Source organism: Kribbella speibonae (genome assembly GCF_004331375.1).
GTDB classification, from domain to species: Bacteria; Actinomycetota; Actinomycetes; order Propionibacteriales; family Kribbellaceae; genus Kribbella; species Kribbella sindirgiensis.
This window is the reverse complement of the sequence record NZ_SJKC01000002.1, coordinates 647,546-671,063: the sequence shown is the minus strand read 5'-3', so window position 1 is coordinate 671,063 and position 23,518 is coordinate 647,546. Positions and strand designations below refer to the sequence as shown.

General features: G+C 69.1%; 21 protein-coding genes and 1 pseudogene. 19 read left to right on the top strand and 3 right to left on the bottom strand.

What is annotated here, in order from left to right; translation table 11 throughout:
- The first annotated feature begins 22 nt into the window (after nucleotides 1–22).
- The 9 genes and pseudogenes from E0H92_RS16520 to ftsZ form a co-directional block, all read left to right on the top strand.
- A complete protein-coding gene (locus E0H92_RS16520) occupies nucleotides 23–1,582 on the top strand; it encodes a UDP-N-acetylmuramoyl-L-alanyl-D-glutamate--2,6-diaminopimelate ligase (protein WP_238173456.1) in 1,560 nt (519 codons plus the stop codon).
- Nucleotides 1,579–2,973, top strand: coding sequence for a UDP-N-acetylmuramoyl-tripeptide--D-alanyl-D-alanine ligase (locus E0H92_RS16515; protein ID WP_131496852.1), 1,395 nt, complete (start codon nucleotides 1,579–1,581; stop codon nucleotides 2,971–2,973). The genes E0H92_RS16520 and E0H92_RS16515 overlap by 4 nt, the downstream gene beginning before the upstream one ends.
- The gene (gene mraY, locus E0H92_RS16510) at nucleotides 2,970–4,052 is read left to right on the top strand and encodes a phospho-N-acetylmuramoyl-pentapeptide-transferase (RefSeq protein WP_131462751.1); all 1,083 of its coding nucleotides are present in this window, start codon (nucleotides 2,970–2,972) and stop codon (nucleotides 4,050–4,052) included. Before E0H92_RS16515 ends, mraY begins: the two co-directional genes overlap by 4 nt.
- A complete protein-coding gene (gene murD, locus E0H92_RS16505) occupies nucleotides 4,049–5,482 on the top strand; it encodes a UDP-N-acetylmuramoyl-L-alanine--D-glutamate ligase (protein WP_131496851.1) in 1,434 nt (477 codons plus the stop codon). Before mraY ends, murD begins: the two co-directional genes overlap by 4 nt.
- A gap of 4 nt (nucleotides 5,483–5,486) precedes the next feature.
- Nucleotides 5,487–6,734: a putative lipid II flippase FtsW gene (gene ftsW / locus E0H92_RS16500; RefSeq protein WP_131462753.1), complete on the top strand. Its 1,248-nt coding sequence runs from the start codon at nucleotides 5,487–5,489 to the stop codon at nucleotides 6,732–6,734.
- A gap of 32 nt (nucleotides 6,735–6,766) precedes the next feature.
- Nucleotides 6,767–7,855, top strand: a complete 1,089-nt coding sequence (murG, locus tag E0H92_RS16495) for an undecaprenyldiphospho-muramoylpentapeptide beta-N-acetylglucosaminyltransferase (RefSeq protein WP_131462754.1) — start codon at nucleotides 6,767–6,769, stop codon at nucleotides 7,853–7,855.
- Complete coding sequence (gene murC, locus E0H92_RS16490; RefSeq protein ID WP_131462755.1) at nucleotides 7,852–9,312, top strand: UDP-N-acetylmuramate--L-alanine ligase; 1,461 nt, start codon at nucleotides 7,852–7,854, stop codon at nucleotides 9,310–9,312. The genes murG and murC overlap by 4 nt, the downstream gene beginning before the upstream one ends.
- 18 nt (nucleotides 9,313–9,330) lie before the next feature.
- Nucleotides 9,331–10,071 carry a cell division protein FtsQ/DivIB gene (locus E0H92_RS16485; protein WP_131462756.1) on the top strand — a complete coding sequence of 247 codons (741 nt, stop codon included), beginning with the start codon at nucleotides 9,331–9,333 and terminating at the stop codon, nucleotides 10,069–10,071.
- A 158-nt stretch (nucleotides 10,072–10,229) separates the two neighbouring features.
- Nucleotides 10,230–11,429, top strand: a pseudogene (gene ftsZ / locus E0H92_RS16480) (cell division protein FtsZ); the annotation flags it as partial.
- Nucleotides 11,430–11,742: 313 nt separating this feature from the next.
- On the opposite strand, the gene E0H92_RS16475 reads toward ftsZ, so the two are convergent.
- The gene (locus E0H92_RS16475) at nucleotides 11,743–12,255 is read right to left on the bottom strand and encodes an ArsR/SmtB family transcription factor (protein WP_131496849.1); all 513 of its coding nucleotides are present in this window, start codon (nucleotides 12,253–12,255) and stop codon (nucleotides 11,743–11,745) included.
- Nucleotides 12,256–12,312: 57 nt separating this feature from the next.
- Between E0H92_RS16475 and E0H92_RS16470 the strand changes: the two genes are divergently transcribed.
- The 6 genes from E0H92_RS16470 (at nucleotide 12,313) to E0H92_RS16445 (ending at nucleotide 16,532) form a co-directional block, all read left to right on the top strand.
- Nucleotides 12,313–13,218, top strand: coding sequence for a S41 family peptidase (locus E0H92_RS16470; RefSeq protein WP_131496848.1), 906 nt, complete (start codon nucleotides 12,313–12,315; stop codon nucleotides 13,216–13,218).
- A gap of 9 nt (nucleotides 13,219–13,227) precedes the next feature.
- Entirely contained in the window at nucleotides 13,228–13,956 is a 729-nt protein-coding gene (pgeF, locus tag E0H92_RS16465; RefSeq protein WP_131496847.1) for a peptidoglycan editing factor PgeF, read from the top strand.
- Nucleotides 13,953–14,666, top strand: a complete 714-nt coding sequence (locus tag E0H92_RS16460) for a YggS family pyridoxal phosphate-dependent enzyme (RefSeq protein ID WP_131496846.1) — start codon at nucleotides 13,953–13,955, stop codon at nucleotides 14,664–14,666. Before pgeF ends, E0H92_RS16460 begins: the two co-directional genes overlap by 4 nt.
- A 70-nt stretch (nucleotides 14,667–14,736) precedes the next feature.
- Nucleotides 14,737–15,303: a cell division protein SepF gene (locus tag E0H92_RS16455; protein WP_131288692.1), complete on the top strand. Its 567-nt coding sequence runs from the start codon at nucleotides 14,737–14,739 to the stop codon at nucleotides 15,301–15,303.
- A gap of 38 nt (nucleotides 15,304–15,341) precedes the next feature.
- Nucleotides 15,342–15,647 (top strand): YggT family protein, encoded by a 306-nt coding sequence (locus tag E0H92_RS16450; RefSeq protein ID WP_130379857.1) that lies wholly within the window; start codon nucleotides 15,342–15,344, stop codon nucleotides 15,645–15,647.
- 135 nt (nucleotides 15,648–15,782) lie between these two features.
- On the top strand, nucleotides 15,783–16,532 hold the full coding sequence (locus tag E0H92_RS16445; RefSeq protein WP_131288690.1) for a DivIVA domain-containing protein: 750 nt from the start codon (nucleotides 15,783–15,785) through the stop codon (nucleotides 16,530–16,532).
- Between the two features lie 95 nt (nucleotides 16,533–16,627).
- On the opposite strand, the gene E0H92_RS16440 is transcribed toward E0H92_RS16445, so the two are convergent.
- A complete protein-coding gene (locus E0H92_RS16440; RefSeq protein WP_131496845.1) occupies nucleotides 16,628–16,858 on the bottom strand; it encodes a hypothetical protein in 231 nt (76 codons plus the stop codon).
- 161 nt (nucleotides 16,859–17,019) lie between these two features.
- Nucleotides 17,020–20,163 carry an isoleucine--tRNA ligase gene (ileS, locus tag E0H92_RS16435; RefSeq protein ID WP_131496844.1) on the bottom strand — a complete coding sequence of 1,048 codons (3,144 nt, stop codon included), beginning with the start codon at nucleotides 20,161–20,163 and terminating at the stop codon, nucleotides 17,020–17,022.
- Nucleotides 20,164–20,662: 499 nt separating this feature from the next.
- Between ileS and E0H92_RS16430 the strand changes: the two genes are divergently transcribed.
- The 4 genes from E0H92_RS16430 to E0H92_RS16415 are packed head-to-tail and all read left to right on the top strand — an operon-like array spanning nucleotide 20,663 to nucleotide 23,500.
- Nucleotides 20,663–21,304 (top strand): TraR/DksA family transcriptional regulator, encoded by a 642-nt coding sequence (locus E0H92_RS16430; RefSeq protein WP_131462764.1) that lies wholly within the window; start codon nucleotides 20,663–20,665, stop codon nucleotides 21,302–21,304.
- Nucleotides 21,277–21,957 carry a signal peptidase II gene (lspA, locus tag E0H92_RS16425; protein WP_131496843.1) on the top strand — a complete coding sequence of 227 codons (681 nt, stop codon included), beginning with the start codon at nucleotides 21,277–21,279 and terminating at the stop codon, nucleotides 21,955–21,957. Before E0H92_RS16430 ends, lspA begins: the two co-directional genes overlap by 28 nt.
- A 14-nt stretch (nucleotides 21,958–21,971) precedes the next feature.
- Entirely contained in the window at nucleotides 21,972–22,880 is a 909-nt protein-coding gene (locus E0H92_RS16420) for an RluA family pseudouridine synthase (RefSeq protein ID WP_131497443.1), read from the top strand.
- The gene (locus E0H92_RS16415; RefSeq protein WP_131462766.1) at nucleotides 22,877–23,500 is read left to right on the top strand and encodes a Type 1 glutamine amidotransferase-like domain-containing protein; all 624 of its coding nucleotides are present in this window, start codon (nucleotides 22,877–22,879) and stop codon (nucleotides 23,498–23,500) included. Before E0H92_RS16420 ends, E0H92_RS16415 begins: the two co-directional genes overlap by 4 nt.
- Nucleotides 23,501–23,518 lie beyond the last annotated feature (18 nt).

Below are 23,518 nucleotides of genomic sequence, written 5' to 3'. Positions count from 1 at the left end.
CGGAGCGGTAGCCTCAGGGCCCGTGTCCACCCCTACCGCCGCCGGCGGCGCGGTCGCAGCGATCAGGCCCCGGCACGTCGTGCCGGTCAGCCTCGCCGACCTCGCGAGCGTCGCCCACACCACTGCACCGGCAACGCCGCCGGTGCAGGTGACCGGCGTCTCCCTCGACTCGCGGTCCATCCTTCCCGGCGACCTGTACGCCGCTCTGCCCGGAGCGGTCACGCACGGCGCGGAGTTCGTGGCGAAAGCCCAGCAGGCGGGCGCGGTCGCCGTACTGACCGACCCGGCCGGCGCGGACCGCGCGGCGGCCACCGGGCTCCCGGTTCTGGTCGCCGACCGGCCGCGGAGCGTTCTCGGCGCGATCGCGTCCCGGATCTACGGCGAGCCGACCAGTGAGCTGCGGCTGCTCGGCGTGACCGGCACCAACGGGAAGACCACCACCAGCTTCCTGCTGGATTCAGTACTGCGGGAGCTCGGTCCGACGGCGCTCATCGGGACGATTCAGACGCGCATCGGCGACGAGGTCGTGAAGAGCGTCCGGACCACGCCGGAGGCCACCGACTTGCAGGCGCTGTTCGCGGTGATGCGGGAGCAGGCTGTCGGGTGGTGCTCGATGGAGGTGTCCAGCCACGCGCTGGCGATGGGCCGCGTCGACGGGGCGCGGTTCGCGGTCGCCGGGTTCCTGAATCTGACGCAGGACCATCTGGATTTCCACAAGACGTTCGAGGAGTACTTCCAGGCGAAGGCCTCGTTGTTCACCCCGGAGCGGTGTGATGTCGCGGTGGTGACGATCGACGACGAGTACGGGCGCCGGCTCGCCGCGCAGACCGTCGTACCGCTGGTCACCGTGTCGACGAAGGGTGACGCGGACTGGACGGTCGCCAGCCGGCACCGGTCCGAGCGACCGGGGCGGTGGGGTGGGGAAGGAATTCCAGAGAGTACGACGGTGCTGGACATTCAAGGGCCTGGCGAGACGCTGACCGTGGAGATCGGGCTGCCGGGTGACTTCAACGTCGCCAACGCGCTGCTCGCGACGGCGATGCTGCGGCAGGTCGGCGTACCCGCCGAGGCGATCGCGGCCGGGTTGCGGACCGCGGCCGTGCCGGGGCGGATGGAGACGTTCACCCGGGCGGACGGGCTGGCGGTGATCGTGGACTACGCGCACACGCCGGACGCGGTCGCGCTGGCGCTGCGGGCCGCGCGGACGGCGACCAAGGGCCGGTTGTTCGCGGTCGTCGGTTGCGGCGGTGACCGGGACCCGTGGAAGCGGCCCGCGATGGGCGCCGAGGCGGCCAGGGCGGCGGACGTCGTGATCGTCACCGACGACAACCCGCGCAGCGAGGACCCGGCCGCGATCCGCGCCGCCGCGCTCGCGGGAGCCCGGGAGGCCGTTCCGGGCGCCGACCTGCACGAGATCGGCGACCGCCGGCAGGCGATCGCGTCGGCGATCGAGCTGGCCGGGCCGGGCGACACCGTCGTCGTCCTCGGCAAGGGTCATGAGACGGGCCAGGACGTCGGCGGTGTGATCCACCCGTTCGACGACCGCGAAACTGTGCGTGAGCTGTTGGAGGCAGACCGGTGATCCCTGTCAGTTGCGGCGAGATCGCCGACGCCGTCCGCGGTGAGCTCGTGGGCGTCGAGCCCACGGCAGTCGTGGACGGCGCGGTGGTGATCGACTCCCGGGCCGCTGGACCAGGTGGACTGTTCGTCGCCCTGCCCGGCGAACGCGTCGACGGCCACGACTTCGTCGGTACGGCGACCGCGGCCGGCGTCACCGTCTCGCTCACCACGCGACCGATCGAGGGCAGCCCGTGCATCGTCGTCGACGACGACGCGCAGCGGGCGCTCGGCGACCTGGCGCGGTTCGTCATCGGCAAGCTGCCCGAGCTGACCGTGATCGCGCTGACCGGTTCGTCCGGCAAGACCAGCACCAAGGACCTGATCGGCCAGCTGATCAGCCCGTACGGCGAGACTGTGGTCCCGGAAGGCTCGTTCAACAACGAGATCGGGCACCCGCTGACCGCGCTGCGGGCCACGGCGTCGACGAAGTACCTGATCGCCGAGATGGGGGTGCGGAGCCTCGGCGACATCACCTACCTGACCGGGATCACACCGCCGCGGGTCGGCCTGGTGCTGAACGTCGGTACGTCGCACATCGGCAAGCTCGGGTCCCAGGACAACATCGCGCTGGCCAAGGGCGAGATGATCGAGGCCGTCGCGCCGGGCGGCACCGCGATCGTGAACGCCGACGACCATCGGGTCGCCGCGATGCGCAGCCGGACAGCGCAGAAGGTGCTGACGTTCGGCGAGGCGCCGGAGGCCGAGGTCCGCGCCACGGACGTGAAGATCGACGGCGAGGGCCGGCCCGCGTTCACGCTGCAGATCGGCGATTTCGGCGCGCCGGTCCAGCTGCAGTTCATCGGCGAGCACTACGTCTCGAACGCGCTGGCCGCCGCCGCGGTCGCCACCGCGATCGGCCTGACCCCTGAGCAGATCTCCGACGGCCTGAACGTCGCCGTACCGGTGTCCGCGGCGCGGATGCAGCTGACCGAGCGGCCGGACGGCGTGACGATCATCAACGACGCGTTCAACGCGAACCCGGAGTCGACCCGCGCGGCCCTGAAGTCCTTGGCCGCCATCGGCCGGTCGCGCGGTGCGCGGACCTGGGCGGTGCTCGGCGAGATGCTGGAGCTGGGCGACACCTCCGCCGACGAGCACGACGCGATCGGCCGGCTGGCCGTCCGGCTGGACGTGAACCGGCTGCTCGTGGTCGGCGCGGGCGCGAAACCGATCCACCTCGGCGCCTCCCTGGAAGGTTCGTGGGGCAACGAGTCGGCGTTCGTCGAGACCATCCCCGAGGCGCTGGAGCTGCTGCGCGACGAGCTGCGCGCGGGTGACGTCGTCCTGGTGAAGTCGTCGAAGGCGGCGAAACTGCGCAGCCTCGCCGACGCACTGGTGGAGGACGCCCAGTGATTTCGATCCTGTTCGGCGGCGCCGTCGCGATGGTGCTCACGCTGCTCGGCACCCGGTACGCGATCAAGTGGCTGGCCAAACGCGGCTACGGCCAGGAGATCCGCGACGACGGCGTGAAGTCGCACCAGATCAAGCGCGGTACGCCGACCATGGGCGGCTTCGTGTTCATCCTCGCGACCATCGTCGGGTACTTCGCGGCGAAGCTGTTCACGATGACGCCGCCGAGCGCCTCGGCGATCCTGGTGCTGTTCCTGTTCGCCGGCATGGGCGCGGTCGGCTTCCTGGACGACTTCATCAAGATCTTCCGGCAGCGCAGCCTCGGCCTGCGCAGCAAGGCGAAACTGGCCGGCCAGACGCTGGTCGCGGTGATCTTCGCGGTGCTCGCGCTGCAGTTCCCGGACGAGCGCGGGCAGCGGCCGGCGTCGCCGTTCATCTCGTTCATCCGCGACATCGGCTGGCTCGAGCTGCCGCTCATCCTGGTGATCATCTGGATCCTGCTGCTGATTGCCGGCATGTCGAACGGCGTGAACCTCGCCGACGGCCTGGACGGTCTGGCCACCGGCGCGTCGATGATGGTGTTCGGCGCCTACACGCTGATCTGCATCTGGCAGTTCAACCAGAGCTGCGCGACCAGCGCGGGCGTCGGCGCGAAGTGCTACGAGGTCCGGGATCCGCACGATCTGGCGGTGGTCGCGGCCTCGCTGACCGGCGCGCTGTTCGGGTTCCTGTGGTGGAACGCGTCGCCGGCGAAGATCTTCATGGGCGACACCGGGTCGCTGGGACTCGGCGGTGCGCTGGCCGGGATGGCCGTGATGACCCGGACCGAGCTGCTGGTGCTGCTGCTCGGCGGTCTGTTCGTCGTCATCACCGCGTCGGTCATCCTGCAGGTCGGCTACTTCAAGATCACCAAACAGGCCACCGGTGTGGGCAAACGATTGTTCCTGATCGCGCCGTTGCACCACCACTTCGAGATGCTCGGCTGGGAACAGGTGAACGTGGTGATCCGCTTCTGGATCATCCAGGGCCTGTTCGTGGTGATCGGACTCGGGGTCTTCTACGCGGAATGGGTGACCGGATGAGTCTCGAAACCCGCACCGATGACGTCTGGGCGACGACCCGGTTCGTCGTGCTCGGCTTCGGTACGGCGGGCTACGCCTGTGCCGACTCCCTGATCCAGGCCGGCGCCGAGCACCTCGTCGTCCTCGACGACCGGGACACCGAGGCGCTCCGCGAGAAGGCGCAGATCCTCGAAACACTCGGCGCCACGATCACCCTCGGCCCGGGCAGTACGACGGAACTCCCGAAGGACGTCGACGTCGTCGTCACGTCACCCGGCGTACCGCCGCACGCGCCGCTGCTCGCGCAGGCCGCCGAGCGGGACGTGCCGATCTGGAGCGAGATCGAACTGGCCTGGCGGCTGCGCGACCCGGCGAACGCCGCGCCGTGGCTGTGCATCACCGGCACCAACGGCAAGACCACGACCGTGCAGATGCTGACCGCGATCCTGCAGGCGGCCGGCCACCGGGCCGTTGCCGCGGGCAACGTCGGCCTGCCGCTGCTCGAGGCCGTGATGGACCCCGAACCGTACGACGTGATCGCGGTCGAGCTCTCGTCGTACCAGCTGCACTTCACGCACTCGATGTCGGCGCACTCGGCCGCCGTCCTGAACATCGCGCCGGACCACGTCGACTGGCACGGTTCGCTCGAGGCGTACGCGCAGGACAAGGGCCGGATCTTCGAGAACTGCCAGGTCGCGTGCGTGTACAACGTCGCGGACCCGGCCACCGAGCACCTGGTCGAGGAAGCCGACGTGATCGAGGGCTGCCGCGCGATCGGGTTCACCCTCGGTACGCCGGGACTCTCGATGCTCGGCCTCGTGGACGACCTGCTCGTCGACCGCGCGTTCGTCGAGCAGCGCCAGACCTCGGCGCTGGAGTTGGCGTCGATCGACGACGTCACACCGCCCGCACCGCACAACGTGGCGAACGCCTTGGCGGCCGCGGCGCTGGCCCGCGCGTTCGGCGTACCGGCGACCGCGGTCCGCGCCGGGCTGCGCGGGTTCCGGCCCGACAAGCACCGGATCGCGCATGTCGCGGAGGTTGCCGGAGTCAACTATGTCGACGACTCGAAGGCCACCAACCCGCATGCCGCCCAGGCGTCGTTGCTGGCCTACGAGCACGTGGTGTGGATCGCCGGCGGGCAGGCCAAGGGCGCGACGTTCGACGAGCTGGTGATCGCGGCCCGCAAGCGTTTGCGTGCGGTCGTCCTGCTGGGGCAGGACAAGGACGTGATCGCGCAAGCTCTGGAGCGACACGCACCGGATGTCCCGAGGATCGTCGTCGAGTCAACGGACACTGGAGCCATGGAGATCGTGGTGGGGGAGGCAGCGAAGCTCGCACAGGTGGGTGACACCGTGCTGCTCGCGCCTGGCTGCGCATCTTGGGACATGTTCGCCAACTACGGAGCCCGCGGCGACGCCTTCGCCGAAGCCGTACGCCGACTGGGGTGATCGCGTGACGTCGATCGCCGATCAGCCGGAGAAGAAGCAGAGCAGCGAACGCGCCTGGATCGCCGCGATCAAGGACGTGCTCGACCGGCCGCTGACGTCGTACCACATCGTGCTCGGCGCGACCGGTCTGCTGCTGGTGCTCGGCCTGATGATGGTGCTGTCGGCCTCCAGCGTGCTGTCGCTGCGCGTCAACGGGAACAGCTACACGATCTTCGTCCGGCAGCTGATCTGGGTCGGCGTCGGGCTGCCGATGGCGTACGTCGCCTCGCGGATGACGCCGCGGCACTTCCGGATGCTCGCGTACGTCGCGCTGCTCGGATCGATGTTCCTGCTGGTCCTGACCTACATCCCAGGTCTCGGCGTCGGCGTCAACGGCAACACCAACTGGCTGAACCTCGGCGGCCCGCTGCAGATCCAGCCGAGTGAGTTCGCCAAGCTGGCGATGGTGATGTGGTGCGCGGACCTCTATGCGCGCAAGGAGAAACTGCTCACCCAGTGGAAGCATCTGCTGGTCCCGATGGTGCCGGTCTGCGGTCTGGTGATCGCACTGGTGGTCGGGCAGCACGACCTCGGTACGGCGCTGGTGCTGATGGCCGTGATGATCGGCATGATCTGGATCGTCGGCGCGCCGACCCGGTTGTTCGTCGGGACCGTCGTCGTGGTCGGCAGCGTCGCGTCGTACTTCGTGAACGCGGAGTCGTACCGGATGGAGCGGGTGACGTCGTTCCTGGACCCGTTCGCGAACCCGACCACGGTCGGCTGGCAGGCGTACCACTCGTTCTACGCGCTCTCGACCGGCGGCTGGTGGGGCGTCGGGATCGGCAACAGCCGGCAGAAGTGGAGCAACCTGCCGGAGGCGCACACCGACTTCATCTTCTCGGTGATCGGTGAGGAGCTCGGCCTGGTCGGGTCGCTCACCGTGCTCGCTCTGTTCCTCACCCTGGCCTACGCCGGGGTGCGGATCGCGACCCGGAACACCGAGCCGTTCGTCCGCTATGCGGCGGCCGGGATCACCATCTGGATCATGGCGCAGACGCTGGTCAACCTCGGCGCCGTGATCGGACTGCTACCCATCGTGGGTATCCCGCTCCCGCTTTTGTCGTACGGTGGTTCCGCACTGCTGCCGACGCTGATCGCGATCGGCATGCTGCTGTCCTTCGCGAAGGCCGAGCCCGGCGCGCAGGCCGCCCTGAAAGAGACCCGGCGACCTCGTTTCGGCTGGTTGCCTTCGCGGCGTATGTCGTACAAATAAGTACAAATGAAACCGCGGGAGCGTTGAAAGCTGTGCCCAGCATCGTTCTGGCCGGTGGCGGTAGCGCCGGCCACACCTCACCCCTGATCGCCACCGCAGACGCCCTGCGCCGGATCGACCCGACGATCGAGATCATCGCCCTCGGCACCGAGCGCGGCCTCGAGACGCGCGTGATCCCCGAGGCCGGGTACCGGCTGGAGCTGATCCCGCCGGTACCGCTGCCGCGCAAGCCCACGCCGGCGTTGTTCGCCGTACCGGGGAAGATGCTGTCCTCGGTGAGCGCGGCCCGGAAGATCCTCGACGAGGCCAAGGCCGACGTGCTGGTCGGCTTCGGCGGCTACGTGTCCACCCCGGCGTACGTCGCCGCCTGGCGGCGGAAGACCCCGATCGTGGTGCACGAGGGCAACGCGGTCCCGGGGATCGCCAACAAGTTCGCCGCCCGGTACTGCACCGAGCACGTGAAGACGTCGTTCCCCGGCAGCGACCTGCCGCACGCCGAGTACGTCGGCCTGCCGATCCGGCGGGCGATCTCGACGCTGGACCGGGCCGCGCTGCGCGCCGAGGCCCGGCGGTTCTTCGGCCTCGACCCGGATGCGCCGACGCTGTTCGTGACCGGCGGCTCGCAGGGCGCCCAGCGGATCAACGAGTCGGTGTCGGGCGCCGCAGCGGACCTGCAGGCGGCCGGTATCCAGGTGCTGCACGCGATCGGCCCGAAGAACACCCTCGAGGTGCCGCCGACCGGTCCGCTCCCGTACGTCGTCCTGAACTACGTCGACCGGATGGACCTCGCGTACGCCGCCGCGGACCTCGTGGTCTGCCGCTCGGGCGCGAACACGGTCACCGAGGTGTCCGGTGTCGGCCTGCCCGCGATCTACGTTCCGCTGCCGATCGGTAACGGTGAGCAAAGACTGAACGCGAAGCCCGTGGTCGACGTGGGTGGAGGTGTGCTGATCGACAACGCCGAGCTGACCGTCGACTGGGTGCGCGCGAACGTCCCGCAACTTCTGCTCGACCGCGCGCGTCTGACAGCCATGTCCACAGCTGCGACCGGTGTGATCCGGACCGACGCCGACGACCGATTGGCGCGGATCATCCTCGATGTGGTGAGGTCTGCGTCGTGATCGTCACCGCACCTGACACGCTGCTACCGGCCGAGAAGCTGGGCAGGGTGCACTTCGTAGGCATCGGCGGCGCCGGGATGTCCGGGATCGCCCGGATCATGGCGTCGCGCGGGATCGAGGTGTCCGGCTCGGACGCCAAGGACGGCAAGGTGCTCGCCGCGCTCCGCGCGCTCGGCGCGACCTGCTGGGTCGGCCACGCCGCCGAGCACGTGAAGGACGCCGACACCGTGGTGGTGTCGACCGCGATCCGCGAGACCAACCCCGAGGTGGTCGCCGCCCGCGCGGCCGGGATCCCGATCCTGCCGCGAGCCGCCGCGCTCGCCTCGGTGATGGTCGGCCGCCGCACGCTCGCGGTCGCCGGCACCCACGGCAAGACCACGACCACGTCGATGCTCACGGTCGCGCTGCAGCACTGCGGCGCGGACCCGTCGTACGCGATCGGCGGCAACCTGAACGAGTCCGGGTCGAACGCCCACGACGGCACCGGCGACCTGTTCGTCGCCGAGGCGGACGAGTCGGACAAGTCGTTCCTGACCTACGCGCCCGAGGTGTCGATCGTCACATCGGTCGAGCCGGACCACCTCGACAACTACGGCGACGAGGCCAGCTACCGGAAGGCGTTCGAGGAGTTCTGCGGTCGGGTCCTGCCCGGCGGGTTCATGGTGATCTGCCAGGACGACGCGGGTGCCCGGGCGCTTGCGTCGTACGCGCGGGACCGCGGGATCGACGTCCGGACGTACGGCGAGGCCGAGGACGCGGACCTGCACGTCACCGAGATCACCGCGACCGGGGCGACGCAGTCGTTCGTTCCGGTGTACCGCGGCCGCAAGCTGCCGGTCGTGCAGCTGCAGCAGGCCGGGAAGCACAACGCGCTGAACGCGTCGGCAGCACTGACCGTCGGGCTCGGGCTCGGGTTCTCCGCGGCCGACCTGGCCGAGGGGCTGGCGTCGTTCACCGGCACCGGCCGGCGGTTCGAGTTCAAGGGTCTGGAGGACGGCGTGCGGGTGTTCGACTCGTACGCGCACCACCCGACCGAGCTCGCCGTCGACCTGACCGCGGCGCGCCAGGTGGCGGGGGAGGGGCGCGTGATCGCGTGCTTCCAGCCGCACCTGTTCAGCCGCACCCGGATCTTCGCCACCGAGTTCTCCGAGGCGCTGGCCCTGGCCGACGAGGTCGTGGTGATGGACGTGTTCGCGGCCCGCGAGGACCCGGAGCCCGGTGTCACCGGCGCCCTGATCGCGAACCACGTGCCGCTGAAACCCGAGCAGGTGCGGTTCGAGCCGTCGTGGTCCGCCGTACCGCAGCTGGTCGCGGATCTCGCGCAGGCGGGCGACCTGGTGGTGACGCTGGGCGCGGGCGACGTGACGCTGATCGGGCCGGAAGTCGTTGGTTTGCTGGCCGAACGCAGCCTCACCCGCGAGCCTGCGCCGGAGGCCCTCGCTCCTGTGGTGGAGTAATTGCGTGGGGTTTGTTGAATGAGCCAGAGCGTCGATCTGGCGCGGGCACAGCAGAAGTTCGCGCGCCGGCAGCGGCTGGTGCGGTGGCGGAGCTGGTTGCCCTGGGCCATCGGCGGCGGACTGGTCGTGCTGGCCGGTCTGGTCGTCTGGCTGTTCTACTTCTCCTCCGCGTTCGCGGTCTCCGGGGTCCGGATCAGCGGTGCCGACACGGTGCCGGTGGCAACGATCGAGCAGACCGCGGCGGCGCCGACAGGGACGCCGCTGGCCAAGGTCGACCTGCGGTCGATCGCGGACCGGGTGCGGACGATCCCGGCGGTCGCGGACGCGCAGGTGACGCGGGCATGGCCGCGCAAGATCGTGATCGTGGTCACCGAACGGGTTCCGGTCGTGGTGGTCACCGACGGCTCGCGGTACGAGCTGGTGGACGCGACCGGTACGTCGTACCGCACGGTGCCGAACCGGCCGGCCGGGCTTCCGGAGGCGAGGGTGACCGGGGTCCGGCGCGACGTCACCGTGCACTCGGTGGTGACGGTGTCGGCGGCCCTTCCGGACTCGCTGCGGGCGCAGGTGGGATCGATCTCGGCAGCGTCGCCGGACTCGATCACCCTCAACCTGAGCTCCGGCGTCAAGGTCGTTTGGGGTAGTTCCGATGACAGCGAGCGCAAGGCCGGGGTACTGAGCGTGCTGATGAAGCGGCAGGCGAAGGTGTACGACGTCTCGGCGCCCGATCTCCCTGTCACCAAAGGCGAAAAGCGGTAACAGGTCACATCTGAGACGTGCGGCGAGGCGCGTGGATTTTGGCTCGAAGCGTCCCGTATCGTGCGGCGTAATCTAAAGTTGACATAAGTCTAAGCATGTACTTGAGGTTCAGTCTTTTCGCTGGACAACGGGAAAGCAACGAGGCGAGAGGCGCGGACGTGGCGGCACCGCAGAACTACCTGGCACTCATCAAGGTCGTCGGCATCGGCGGAGGCGGCGTGAACGCCGTCAACCGGATGATCGAGCACGGTCTGAAGGGCGTTGAGTTCATCGCCATCAACACCGACGCGCAGGCGTTGCTGATGAGCGACGCGGACGTCAAGCTCGACATCGGCCGCGAGGAGACCCGCGGCCTGGGCGCCGGGGCGAACCCGGCGATCGGCCAGAAGGCCGCGGAGGACCACGCCGAGGAGATCGAGGAGGCGCTGAAGGGCGCCGACATGGTCTTCGTCACCGCCGGCGAGGGCGGCGGCACCGGTACCGGCGGCGCGCCCGTGGTGGCGCGGATCGCCCGGTCGCTGGGCGCGCTGACCATCGGTGTCGTGACCCGGCCGTTCTCGTTCGAGGGCAAGCGCCGCGCCACCCAGGCCGAGGACGGGATCGCCACCCTCCGCGAGGAGGTGGACACGCTGATCGTCATCCCGAACGACCGGCTGTTGACCATCTCCGACCGCGCCGTGTCCGTGCTGGACGCGTTCAAGCAGGCCGACCAGGTGCTGCTGCAGGGTGTCTCCGGTATCACCGACCTGATCACCACTCCCGGCCTGATCAACGTGGACTTCGCCGACGTCAAGGCGGTCATGTCGAACGCCGGCTCGGCGCTGATGGGCATCGGCTCGTCGCGCGGCGAGGACCGCGCGGTCGCGGCCGCCGAGGCCGCCATCTCCTCGCCGTTGCTGGAGGCAAGTATCGAGGGCGCGCACGGCGTCCTGCTCTCGATCGCCGGCGGATCGGATCTGGGCCTGTTCGAGATCAACGAGGCGGCCCAGCTGGTCTCGGAGTCCGCGCACTCGGACGCGAACATCATCTTCGGCGCGGTCATCGACGACGCCCTGGGCGACGAGGTCCGGGTCACCGTGATCGCGGCCGGGTTCGACGGCGGGATGCCGAAGCGCCGCGAACAGGCGATGAACCAGGCCAGGCCGCAGTCGTCCCGCCCGGCGCCCCAGAGCTACTCGTCGCCGATGTCCGGTGGCACGACCCCGCCGCCGGCCCAGCAGTCCGGCCAGCCAGGCGTGGCCCAGCCGCCCGCGCAGCCTGCTCCCCAGCAGCCCGCGCCAGCCCCTCAGACGTCTGCGCAGCCGCCGGTCGCAAACCAGCCTGCCCAGTCCGCTCCTGCGGCTCCGGCCCAGCAGCCCGCACCGTCGTCCCCCCAGGGCACCCCGACCGACAACACGGTCCCGGTGCCCGCTCCGACCGAGCCGCGGCCCGGAGCAGGGACGACGAACTCCGCACGTCCGCAGGCAGGTGACGGCGTCCGCACGGTGCAGTCCGGTCAGCAGTCGGCCCAGCCGGCTCCGCACACCCCGGCGTCCCCGTCGACCGGGCACTCCTGGCCGACCCACGGCCCGAGCAGCGCCGGCGGTCAGAGCACCCAGCCGAGCCAGCCGGCCAAGCCGAAGAAGCCGGAGCCCGAGGAAGACCTCGACATCCCGGACTTCCTGAAGTAGCTCAAGACGTAGGAGACTGGCGCGGGCGGTAGACCGTCACCACGACGCCGTAGCGGGACTCGGTTGGGCCGGCGTCGGTCAGGTCGTCGACCATCCGCTCGAGGGTGGCGGCGAGTTCTTCGGCCTGCGCCGCGGTCAGCCGGAGGTTCCGCACCGTGAACATCGGGTCCGCGTCGGAGGTCTCCAAATCGGCCGCGACCGCCTGCAGCGCGATGGTGTTGTTCGCCCGCGCGCCTTCACCGGTGAAGCCGAACCGCCGTACCGACCGCCGGTAGTACTGCTCGGTCCCGCCGCGCACCTGCCGCGTCTCGGCCACGTGCACCATTCCTGCGTCGCGGAGCACGCCCAGGTGATGGGCGACGTTGCCTTTCGCCGTCCCGAGCGTGGCGGCCAGCTGGCTGATCGTCGCCGCCTCCTGCCCGAGTGCGAACAGCAAGCGGTGCCGCAGCGGGTGCCCGAGCGCCTTGAACTGCGCAGCGCTCGACACGTCCAGGTGATCGATGATCTCGCCCATGAGTAAAGCGTCGAGATTTCTTGACACTTTGTCAATCCGCCTGCTGTACTCCCGGTCATGCACACCGAAGAGATCAGGACCGTCATCGGACGGCTGGGCGCGTTGGTCGCCGAGCACTACGTCTTTCCCGAGATCGGCGCCGAGGTCGCGCACCGGCTCGCCGCAGCGACCGCCGAGGGCCGGTACGACGACCTCCAGGCGCCGGAGCGGCTGGCCGAGCGGGTCACGATCGACCTGCAGCTCGGCAACGGCGACAAGCACCTGCGACTCAAGTTCCACCCCGACGGGCCCCCGGACGAGACCGACCCGGTGGCGGAGGAAGCGCACTGGCGCCGGCTGGCCGAGCGTGACGCCGGCGGGATGGCGCGGGTCGAACGACTGGACGGGAACGTCGGCCTGCTCGAGATCCGGCCGTTGCTGTACGACCCGACCCAGGCGGGTGCGGCCCTGACCGCCGCGATGACGCTGCTCGTGTCGGCGGACTCGCTGCTCATCGACCTGCGCCGCTGCGTGGGCGGGTCGCCCGATCAGGTCGCCTTCTTCTGTAGCTACCTGTTCGACGCCGGCGAACCGATCCATCTGCAGGACCTGGTCAAGCCGTCCGAGGGGACGCTGCGACAGTTCTGGACCGTGCCGTACGTGCCGGGGTCGCGATTCGGCGGCACCAAGCCGATCTGGGTGCTGACCAGTTCGGTGACCTTCTCCGGCGGCGAGGAGCTGGCGTACGACCTGCAGCAACTCAAGCGCGCGGTGATCGTCGGCGAGCGGACCGGCGGAGGCGCGCACCCGCGCCAGGGCTTCAAACTGCACGATCAGCTGGAGGCGACCGTTCCGGTGGCGCGTTCTGTCAATCAGATCACCGGGACCAACTGGGAAGGCGTCGGCGTCGTTCCCGACATCGATGTCCCCGCGGCCGACGCCTTCACCGAGGCCTACCGCCGCGCGACGGTTGCCGCTGGGTAATCTTCAGTCGTGTTCGGCTATGACGAGGTCCTTTCCGCCGCCCGGGTCGCCTTCACCGATCGGTTCGGCGGCGCCAGCAAAGCGCCGTACGGCGAGTTGAATCTGGGCAGCGCCTCGGGGCCGGACGTCGACGGGGTGATCGCGAACTTCGGGCTGATCGCGGGCGAGTTCGGGGTTCCCGTGGAGAACGTGGTGCGGGTCAGCCAGGTGCACGGCCGCGACGTGCACGTCGTCCGGCCCGGCGACGAACTTCCCACTCAGCCGATGCCGAAGGCCGACGGTCTGGTGACGACGCGATCCGATGTCGTGCTGGCCGTTCGCGCGGCCGACTGCCTGCCGGTGCTGCTGGCCGGCGACGGCGTGATCGGCGCCGCGCACTCCGGCCGCAAGGGCATGTACGTCGGCATCGTCCCGGCGACCGTCGACGCGATGCGGGAACTCGGCGCCTCGACGATCACCGCCGTCCTCGGACCGTATGCCTGCGGGAACTGCTACGAGGTCCCCGACGAGATGCGGGCCGAGGTCGCGGAGCGGGTCCCGGCGTCGTACTCCGAGACGAGTTGGGGGACGCCCGCGCTCGACGTGGCCGCCGGGGTGAAGGCGCAGCTGGCCGAGCTCGGTGTCGACGTGGTCGCCGCGACCGCCTGCACGATCGAGTCCGAGAACCTGTACTCGTACCGCCGCGAAGGCCCCGAGAGCGGGCGGATGGCCGGGCTGATCAAGCTGGTCGCACCGTGAGTACACGGACCGACGAACTCCGCGCCAATCTGGAGCAGGTGCAGGAGCGGATCGAGAAGGCCTGTCAGGCGGCCGGGAGGGCTCGGGACGAGGTGACCCTCGTGGCGATCACCAAAACCTTCCCAGTCAGCGACGTACGGGCGCTCGCGGGCCTCGGGATCCACGACGTCGGGGAGAACCGCGAGCAGGAGCTCAAGTCGAAGGCACCGGAGTGCCCGGAGCTCAGCTGGCACTTCGTCGGTCAGCTGCAGTCGAAGAAGTCCCGCTCGATCGCGCGGTACGCATCGGTCGTGCATTCGGTCGACCGGTCGTCGCTCGTCGAGGCGCTGTCGAAGGCCGCGATCGCCGAGGAGAAGACGCTGCGGTGCCTGATCCAGGTGAGCCTCGCGGCGTACGGATCCGCGGACGCGGCGACCGGCGCGAGCCGGGGCGGTGTCGCGCCCGCCGACGTACCGGAACTGGCCGCGGAGATCGCGGTCGCCGACGGGCTCGAGATCGGGGGCGTGATGGCCGTCGCACCCCTCGGAGCGGACCCCGAGAAAGCCTTCGCCGGGCTGCGTGAAGTAGCGTCGCGACTACGCTCCGAACACACCGGTGCGGACTGGATCTCGGCCGGGATGACCGGCGATCTGGAGGCCGCGATCAAGCACGGTGCGACACACGTGCGGCTCGGGCGTGCATTACTCGGTACGCGCTCCCCGCTGGGTTAGTGTCGACATCGAGCGGGTTTTGCTTCCGGCTCACTGTTGTCGTCGAACCGGATCGAGGTGCTGGAGGGCCATGAGCGGCGCACTGCGCAAGATGGGTGTGTACCTCGGCTTGGTCGAGGACGGGGAGCGCTACAACGCGCGGTACGACGACGAGTACGACGACTACGACGAGTACGAGGACGAAGCCGTCGACGGGGACTCCCACGAGACCGAGCCGGTACCCGCCGGCCGGGAGAGCCGCGAGCCTCGCACCGAGCCCCAGTTCCAGGGCCGCGAGGACCGTCAGGACCAGAGCGGCGCCACGGTCAGCAAGTTCCCAGACCGGCGCGGTGTCGCGTCGTCCCCGGAGGTTACCGAGTTGGCCCGCATCACCACCGTGCACCCGCGCAGCTACAACGAGGCGCGCGTCATCGGTGAGCACTTCCGCGACGGTACGCCCGTCATCATGAACCTGACCGAGATGGACCACTCCGACGCCAAGCGGCTGGTGGACTTCGCGGCCGGCCTGATCTTCTGCTGCCGGGGCTCGATCGAGCGGATCACCACCAAGGTGTTCCTGGTCTGCCCACCGAACGTGACGGTGGCCGCCGAGGAGAAGGAAAAGATCGCTGCGGACGGGTTCTACAACCAGAGCTGAGGCCGGCCCTTCCGCCGTCTTCTACACTCGTTGTCGACATGGATGCTCTAGCGCTCGTCCTCATCGTTCTGTACTGGGTACTGCTCGCCTTCTTCTTGGTGCTGGTGGCGCGGTTCGTACTCAGTCTGATCGTCATGTTCGCTCCGCAGTGGCACCCCAAGGGGCCGCTGCTGCTGTTCTTCGAGCTGATCTACTCGATCACGGACCCGTTCCTGAAGCCGCTGCGGCGGATTCTGCCCCCGATCGGGGCCGGCGGGATCCGGATCGACCTGTCGATGCTGATGCTGTTCGTGATGGTGTCGGTGGCGATGGCGATCAACTCGACGGCCCTTCGATCGTTGTAAGGGTGAGGACCGCGAAGACTGGGTAGGTAGAGCCCGGATTCCGTCATAAGACAACGAAGCGATAACGTGATCTACTGAGTCGCCAAGGCGAGGGCCACGGGGACTCCGCCAAGACACAGACAAACGAGGTGAAAGATGCCGCTGACGCCGGATGACGTCCGCTCGAAGCAGTTCACGCCCGTCCGACTACGGGAGGGCTACGACGTCACAGAGGTCGACTCCTTCCTCGACGAGGTGGAAGCCGAGCTCGAGCGACTTCTCGCCGAGAACGAGGAGCTGCGGGCCAAGCTCGCGGCGGCTCAGCGCGCTGGTGCTGACCAGCAGCGCCCGGTCGACCAGACCGCCGCGCTGCCGCCAGTCGTGCAGCAGCCGAAGCCCCCGGTCGTGGTCGAGAAGCCCGAGGAGAAGCCGCCGGTGGTGGCGCCTCCGACCGCGGCTGCGGCGGCAGGCACCGTCGGTGACGCCTCCAGCTCCGCGGTGCGGCTGCTGGAGATGGCCACCAAGCACTCCGACGACCTGGTCCAGGAGGCGAAGGACACCGCCGACAAGATCATCGGCGAGGCCCGCGCCAAGGCGGAGCGCCTGGAGAACGAGGCCCGCGGCAAGGCCGACCGGATGACCGGTGAGGCCCGCGCCCGCGCCGAGAAGCTCGACGGCGAGATCGCCGAGCGGCGCGCGCAGATGCTCGGCACGCTGGAGAAGCAGAAGGGTCAGCTCGAGCGTACGATCGACGACCTGCACGCTTACGAGCGTGAGTACCGCAGCCGCCTGAAGACGTACTTCACCGAGCAGCTGAAGGCGCTCGGCAACGGCGACGACACGCTCAGCCCGCGCAACGGCTTCCGGCCGGAGGCGCGTGCGCAGGCGCACGGTCACGGCGTCTAAAAACCTCTGCTGAAGGGGCGGTGCTTTCCGGCAGCACCGCCTCTTCGGCATGTCTGGCCACGTTTGACTGAGGGTCCTGTCCTGGTGACAGGCTGTCAGCGCCAGACCGAAGGAACTTTGCGGCCGCTGAGAGTTTCGACATCGGCCAGCCGCAGCCGGTACGGCGTCAGCCGTAGGAGCGAGGGTGATTCCCCGGCAGGACCATCGGGGAACACACTCCAGAAGTCGTAGCCGAGTGGTGCGGGAGCGTCCCGGTACAGCCCCCACACTCGTTGCCGGGTCGCGGCATCCGCGACCCACTCCGCCTCGCGGTCCGCGACGGCCACCTCCTGACCGGGCTCCCAGCAGCTGCTAGCACATACCCCCTCGCGCGTTTCCCTGGTCCACCAGGGAGATGAGGGGTTCCTGACCCTGGTTACGGGTCAGAAACCCCTCATTTGGTGGGTCTGCCAGGCAAATTGCTGGGTCTGCCAGGCAAATGAGTGTGTCAGGCCTTGGACAGCCAGTAGGTGAGTTGCAGGTCCTCTTCGGTGCCTTCGGCAACGTCGGTGGACTCCGACGGGGCCGATTGGGTGAGTTCGACGGCGAGGACCTCGCGGGCGATCTCGTCGGCGTGCTTGCCGAGGGCATCGGTCAGCTCGGCGTCGGTCGAGGTGAGCCAGACCCTGATCCGGTCCGACACCTCGAGGCCGGCGTTCTTCCGGGCCTCCTGCAGGGTGCGGACGACCTCGCGGGCCAGCCCGGCCTGCTTGAGCTCCGGCGTGACCTCGAGGTCGAGGGCAACGGTTTCGCCCTGCTCATTGACCACCGACCAGCCTTCCTTCGGCCGCTCGGACACCAGCACCTCGGCCGCGCTCACCTCGACGTCGGAGCCGTCGACCACAACGGTCGCCGTCCCCGACTCCTTCAGCGCGGCAGCCAGCGCACCCGCGTCGGCAGCGGCGATCGCCGCCGCAACCACCGGGGTCTGCTTGGCGAACCGCTTGCCGAGCTCCCGGAAGTTGCCCTTGGCAGAGAACTCGACCAGGTCCGCCCCCGCCGAGGACAGCGGCGCGACCGTGCCCACGTTGAGCTCGTCGGCGATCTCCTGCAGCAGTTCGGCCGACAGGTCCGCGATCGCGGCCGACCCGACCAGCGCGCGGGCCAGCGGCTGCCGGGTCTTCACCTTCGCCTCGGCCCGGGCCGACCGGCCGAGCTCGACGACCCGGCGCGCCATCGACACGTGCTGCGCCAGTACGTCGTCGATCAGCGTCTCGTCGTACGTCGGGAAGCTCGTCAGGTGTACCGATTCGGGCAGGCCGGACGTGACCGGACGGAACACGTCCTGCCAGACGCGCTCGGTGACGAACGGCGTCAGCGGCGCCATCACCCGGGTGAGGACCTCGAGCGTCTCGTGCAGGGTGGCCAGCGCGCTCGCGTCACCGGACCAGAACCGGCGGCGCGAACGGCGGACGTACCAGTTCGAGAGCACGTCGACGAACGAGTTGATCAGGTTTCCGAGCCGCTGGGTGTCGAAGTCCGCGTACGCCGCGTCGGTGTCGCGGACCAGCCGGTGTGTCTCGCTGACCAGCCAGCGGTCCAGCACACTGCGCTCCGACACGGCCGGCGCGTCGGCAGGCGACCAGTCGGCCAGCCGGGCGTAGAGCGCGTGGAACGCGACCGTGTTCCAGTAGGTGAGCAGCACCTTCCGGACGATCTCGTTGAGCACGTTCGGCCCGATGCCGCGCGCCTTCCACGGCGACCCGGACGCGGCCATGAACCAGCGCACCGCGTCCGCGCTGTGGTCGTCCATCAGCGGGATCGGCTCCAGGATGTTGCCCAGGTGCTTGGACATCTTCCGGCCGTCCTCGGCGAGGATGTGCCCGAGGCAGACGACGTTGCGGTACGACGACTCGTCGAAGACCAGCGTGCCGATCGCCATCAGCGTGTAGAACCAGCCGCGGGTCTGGTCGATCGCCTCGGAGATGAAGTCCGCCGGGTAGGTCTCCGCGAACTTCTCCTTCGACCCCTCCGCCCACGGGTAGCCCCACTGCGCGAACGGCATCGAGCCCGAGTCGTACCAGGCGTCGATCACCTCGGGTACGCGGCGCGCCTCGGCGCCACAGGTCGGGCAGTCGAAGGTGATGTCGTCGACGTACGGCCGGTGCGGGTCGGTCGCGCTCAGGTCGCGGCCGGCCAGTTCACCGAGCTCCGCCAGCGACCCGACGCACACCTGGTGGTCCTCACCGCAGCGCCAGATCGGCAGCGGCGTACCCCAGTAGCGGGAGCGGGAGACGGCCCAGTCGATGTTGTTGCGCAGCCAGTCGCCGTACCGGCCCCACTTGACCGAGTCCGGGTACCAGTTGGTCTTCTCGTTCTCGCGGAGCAGGGCGTCCTTCACCTGGGTGGTGCGGATGTACCAGGAGGGGAGCGCGTAGTACATGACCGGCGTGTGGCAGCGCCAGCAGTGCGGGTACGGGTGCTCGTACGGCACGTGCTTGAACAGCAGACCGCGGTCCTTCAGGTCCCTGACCAGCGCCTCGTCGGACTTCTTGAAGAACTGCCCGCCGACCAGCGGTACGTCGGCGTTGAAGTGACCGGTCGTGTCGACCGGGTTCACCACCGGCAGGTTGTACGCACGGCCCACCGCGAGGTCGTCCGCGCCGAACGCGGGGGACTGGTGCACCAGACCGGTGCCGTCCTCGGTGGTGACGTAGTCCGCAAGTACGACGTAGTGCGCCGGCTCGTCGAACGGTACGAGCTCGAACGGCCGCTGGTAGGTCCACCGCTCCATCTCGCGACCGCCGTACTCACCGGTGACCGTCCAGCCCTCGCCGAGCCGGTCCAGCAGCGGCTTGGCGACCACCAGCGACTCGGTGCCGTCGGTGGCGACGACGTACTCGACCTCCGGGTGGACGGCGACCGCGGTGTTCGACACGAGGGTCCACGGGGTCGTCGTCCAGACCAGGAGCGACGCCTGGCCGGCCAGCGGGCCCGAGGTGAGCGGGAAACGGACGTAGACCGACGGGTCGACGACGGTCTCGTACCCCTGGGCGAGCTCGTGGTCGGACAGGCCGGTGCCGCAGCGCGGGCAGTACGGCGTGATCCGGTAGTCCTCGACCAGCAGGCCCTTGTCGTGGATCTGCTTGAGCGACCACCAGACCGACTGGACGTACTCCGGGTCCATCGTCTTGTACGGGTGCTCGAGGTCCACCCAGTAACCCATCCGGGTGGTGAGCTCGTTGAACGCGTCGACATGCCGCAGGACGGACTGACGGCACCTGGCGTTGAACTCGGCGATGCCGTACGCCTCGATGTCGTTCTTGCCGTTGAAGCCGAGCTCCTTCTCGACCGCGACCTCGACCGGGAGTCCGTGGCAGTCCCAGCCGGCCTTGCGCTCGACCCAGAAACCCTTCATGGTCCGGTAGCGCGGGAACACGTCCTTGAAGACGCGGGCCTCGATGTGGTGGGTGCCGGGCATGCCGTTCGCGGTCGGCGGACCCTCGTAGAACGTCCACGGCTGACCGCCGGCGGACTGCTCGAGGCTCTTGGCGAAGGTGTCGTGCTCGTCCCAGAGGGTGAGCACCTCGCGCTCGAGCGCGGGGAAGTCGACCTGGGCGGGAACCTGCCGCCACGGGGTATTTGCCGCCATCTTTCTGCGTCCTTCGTCCGTCCCTGCTTCCTGGACGAGGGACGAAGTGCCGGACGTGTCGCCCAGCTACCGCGCGGTACCACCCTCCTTGGCGACCCAGAGTGCGGTCACCCACTTCCTTAACGAGACGCTGCCGGTTCTAATAGGTCCCTGACGGAACTGTTCTTCCGGCGACTCCGGGGTGATGGCCCCATCACTGCCTTGCGGTTCGCGGTCCTCAGTGTACGGCGTCGTACCTGGTGACTACGAATCGTTAATGGCTGGTGTGGCGGGAAATCCGGGTGGACAATTCTGCTGCGAGAGAGTCGGGGGACGGAGATTATTACGGACAGTGATGTCCGCAATGCGGTTGTGACGCGCAGAACATCGAGCGGACTTGAAGAACCGACTACCGTATGTCCACGGTCTGCGCGTCGGGCTGGCACGCGGTGTTCGCGTGGCCTACTGTCTTGCGACCAGTCCGCTTCAGTCTCCGACGGAAGGCAGGGGGTAGCTCACCATGGCTACATCGGCACGCAAGAAGTCCGCCGCCCCAAGCTCTGCCGCGGCCAAGAAGAGCGCCGCCGGCAAGAAGTCCGAACCGGCCAAGAAGAACTCCGCGGTGAAGAAGTCGTCTGCGACCACCGCGGCCAAGAAAACAGCGGCTAAGACCCCTGCCAAGAAAGCTCCGACGAAGAGGGTGGCCATGAAGACGAACGAGAACAGGACCCCGGCGACGGCGCCGGCGAAGTCCGCTGCACACACGGCCGAGACCTTCAAGGTGAAGCCGGGTGAGGACCCGTGGACCGCTGCCGAGCTGGCCGAGCTGCGCACGGAGCTGGAGGGTGAGGTCGAGCACCTCAAGCAGGAGATCAAGGACGCCGAGCAGGAGATCGCGGGCCTGTTCCGCGACGGCAGCGACGGCGCCGGCAACGACCAGGCGGACGTCGGCTCCACGACCCTCGAGCGGTACCACGAGCTGACGCTGGCCAACAACGCCCGCGACATGCTCAACCAGATCGAGTTCGCGCTGACCCGGATCGACGACGGCACGTACGGCGTCTGCGACAACTGCGGCAACGCGATCGGCAAGGGTCGGCTGCAGGCGTTCCCGCGTGCGACACTGTGCGTCTCATGCAAAGAACGCCAGGAACGCCGCTGAACGACCCCACCTCGTCCGACCAGGTGGAGGACGAAGCCACACCGGAACCGGCCGACGACCCGTCGGCCGGTTCTCCGTCGTCCACCGGGGAAGATGCGGTGGCCTCCACCACCTCTTCCTCTGCGGCCGATGTCGCCGCCCGCGGCGGCGAGGCCGGCGGCAGGCCGTGGAAGTGGACTGTGCTGTTCGGTGGGGTCGGGTTGGTGGTTTTGTTCTTGGATCAGTTGACGAAGGCGCTGGCTTTGGCGCATCTCACGCCGGGCGAACCGGTGGATGTGATCGGGTCGCTGCTCAAGTTCAACCTGATCCGGAACTCGGGCGCCGCGTTCAGCCTGGGTGCGGGCTACACGCCGTACATCAGCGCGATCCAGATCGCCGTGGCGCTCGGGGTGGTGTACCTGTCCCGCAAGCTCCGGTCGGTGGGCTGGGCGGTCGCGTTCGGCCTGCTGTTCGGCGGTGCGGTCGGGAACATCCTGGACCGCATCTTTCGCGAGCCGTCGCCGTTCCACGGGCACGTGGTCGACTTCCTGCAGACCCCGCACTGGGCGATCTTCAACGTCGCGGACATGGCCGTGACGTCGGCCGCCGTACTGCTGGTGATCCAGACCCTGCGCGGCATCCGGCTCGACGGCACCCGGGAGCACCGCAAGTGAGCTCCCGAACTGTGATGGTGCCCGACGGTCTCGCGGGCGAGCGGCTGGACGCGGCGTTGTCCCGCCTGTTCGGCGTCTCCCGGACGAAGGCGGCCGAGCTGATCGAGTCCGGCCTGGTCCAGGTCGACGGGGCCGCGGCGCCGAAGTCGTCCCGGGTCGCGGCCGGTGTCCTGCTCGACGTCGAACTGCCGGCGCCGCCGTCCGAGGTGACCGTCGTACCGGAGACCGTCGACAACCTGCGGATCGTGTACGACGACGACGAGATCGTGGTCGTGGACAAGCCGGTCGGCGTCGCCGCGCACCCGTCGCCGGGATGGACCGGCCCGACCGTGATCGGGCACCTGGCCGGCGCGGGCTTCGCCATCTCCACGAGCGGCGCGGCCGAGCGCAAGGGCATCGTGCACCGGCTGGACGTGGGGACGTCCGGGCTGATGGTCGTCGCGAAGACGGAGTACGCGTACACCGTCCTGAAGCGCGCCTTCAAGGAGCGCACGGTCAAGAAGATCTACCACGCTCTGGTGCAGGGCCATCCCGACCCGTTCACCGGTACGGTCGACGCGCCGATCGACCGGCACCCGCACCACGACTACAAGTTCGGCGTGGTGGCCGGCGGCAAGCCGAGCATCACGCACTACGAGACCCTGGAGGCGTTCCGGTACGGGACTCTCCTGGAGATCACCCTCGAGACCGGGCGCACCCACCAGATCCGCGTCCACATGTCCGCGATCGGCCACCCGTGCTGCGGCGACCTGACGTACGGCGCCGACCCGGTCCTCGCGGAACGCCTCGGCCTGCCCCGCCAGTGGCTGCACGCGATGCGCCTGGGCTTCACGCACCCGGGCACGGGCGAGTACGTCGAGTTCACCTCGAAGTACCCCGACGACCTGGAACACGCTCTCGACCTGCTCGTCGACGCCCAGTGAAGCTGTACCTCTCCTCCTTCCGCCTCGGCGACCACCCGGAACACCTGGTCGCCCTGCTGCCACGCAACCCAAGCGTCGCGGTCGTCTGCAACTCCATCGACGCCGAGGCCCCCGACGTACGCCGGGAGAAGGTCGCCGAGGAGATCACCTGGCTGACCGGGTTGGGTCTGCGCGCCGAGGAACTCGACCTGCGCGAGGTCGCCGGCGACGACCTCCGCGCCAGGCTGTCGGCGTACGACGGGATCTGGATGCGAGGCGGCAACGTGTTCGTGCTCCGCATCGCCATGGCACGCTCAGGCGCCGACCAGATCCTGCCGGACCTGATCCGCGCAGAGGAACTGGTGTACGCCGGTTACAGCGCAGGACCGTGTGTCCTGGCGCCCAGCCTGCGTGGTCTGGAGCTGTGTGACGACACGACCGCCCTCGACGGTGAGGTTATCTGGCAGGGCCTCGGGGTCCTCGACCACGCGATCGTCCCCCACCTCGACTCACCCGGTCATCCGGAGACGGAGCTCCTGGCGAAGGTCGCAGAGCTCTACGACCGCACCGGCGTACCCAACGTCAAGCTGACTGATGGCCAGGCCCTCGTCATCGACGGGGACCGTCGCGAGCTGGTCTAGAGCCGCTCGACCAGCGCT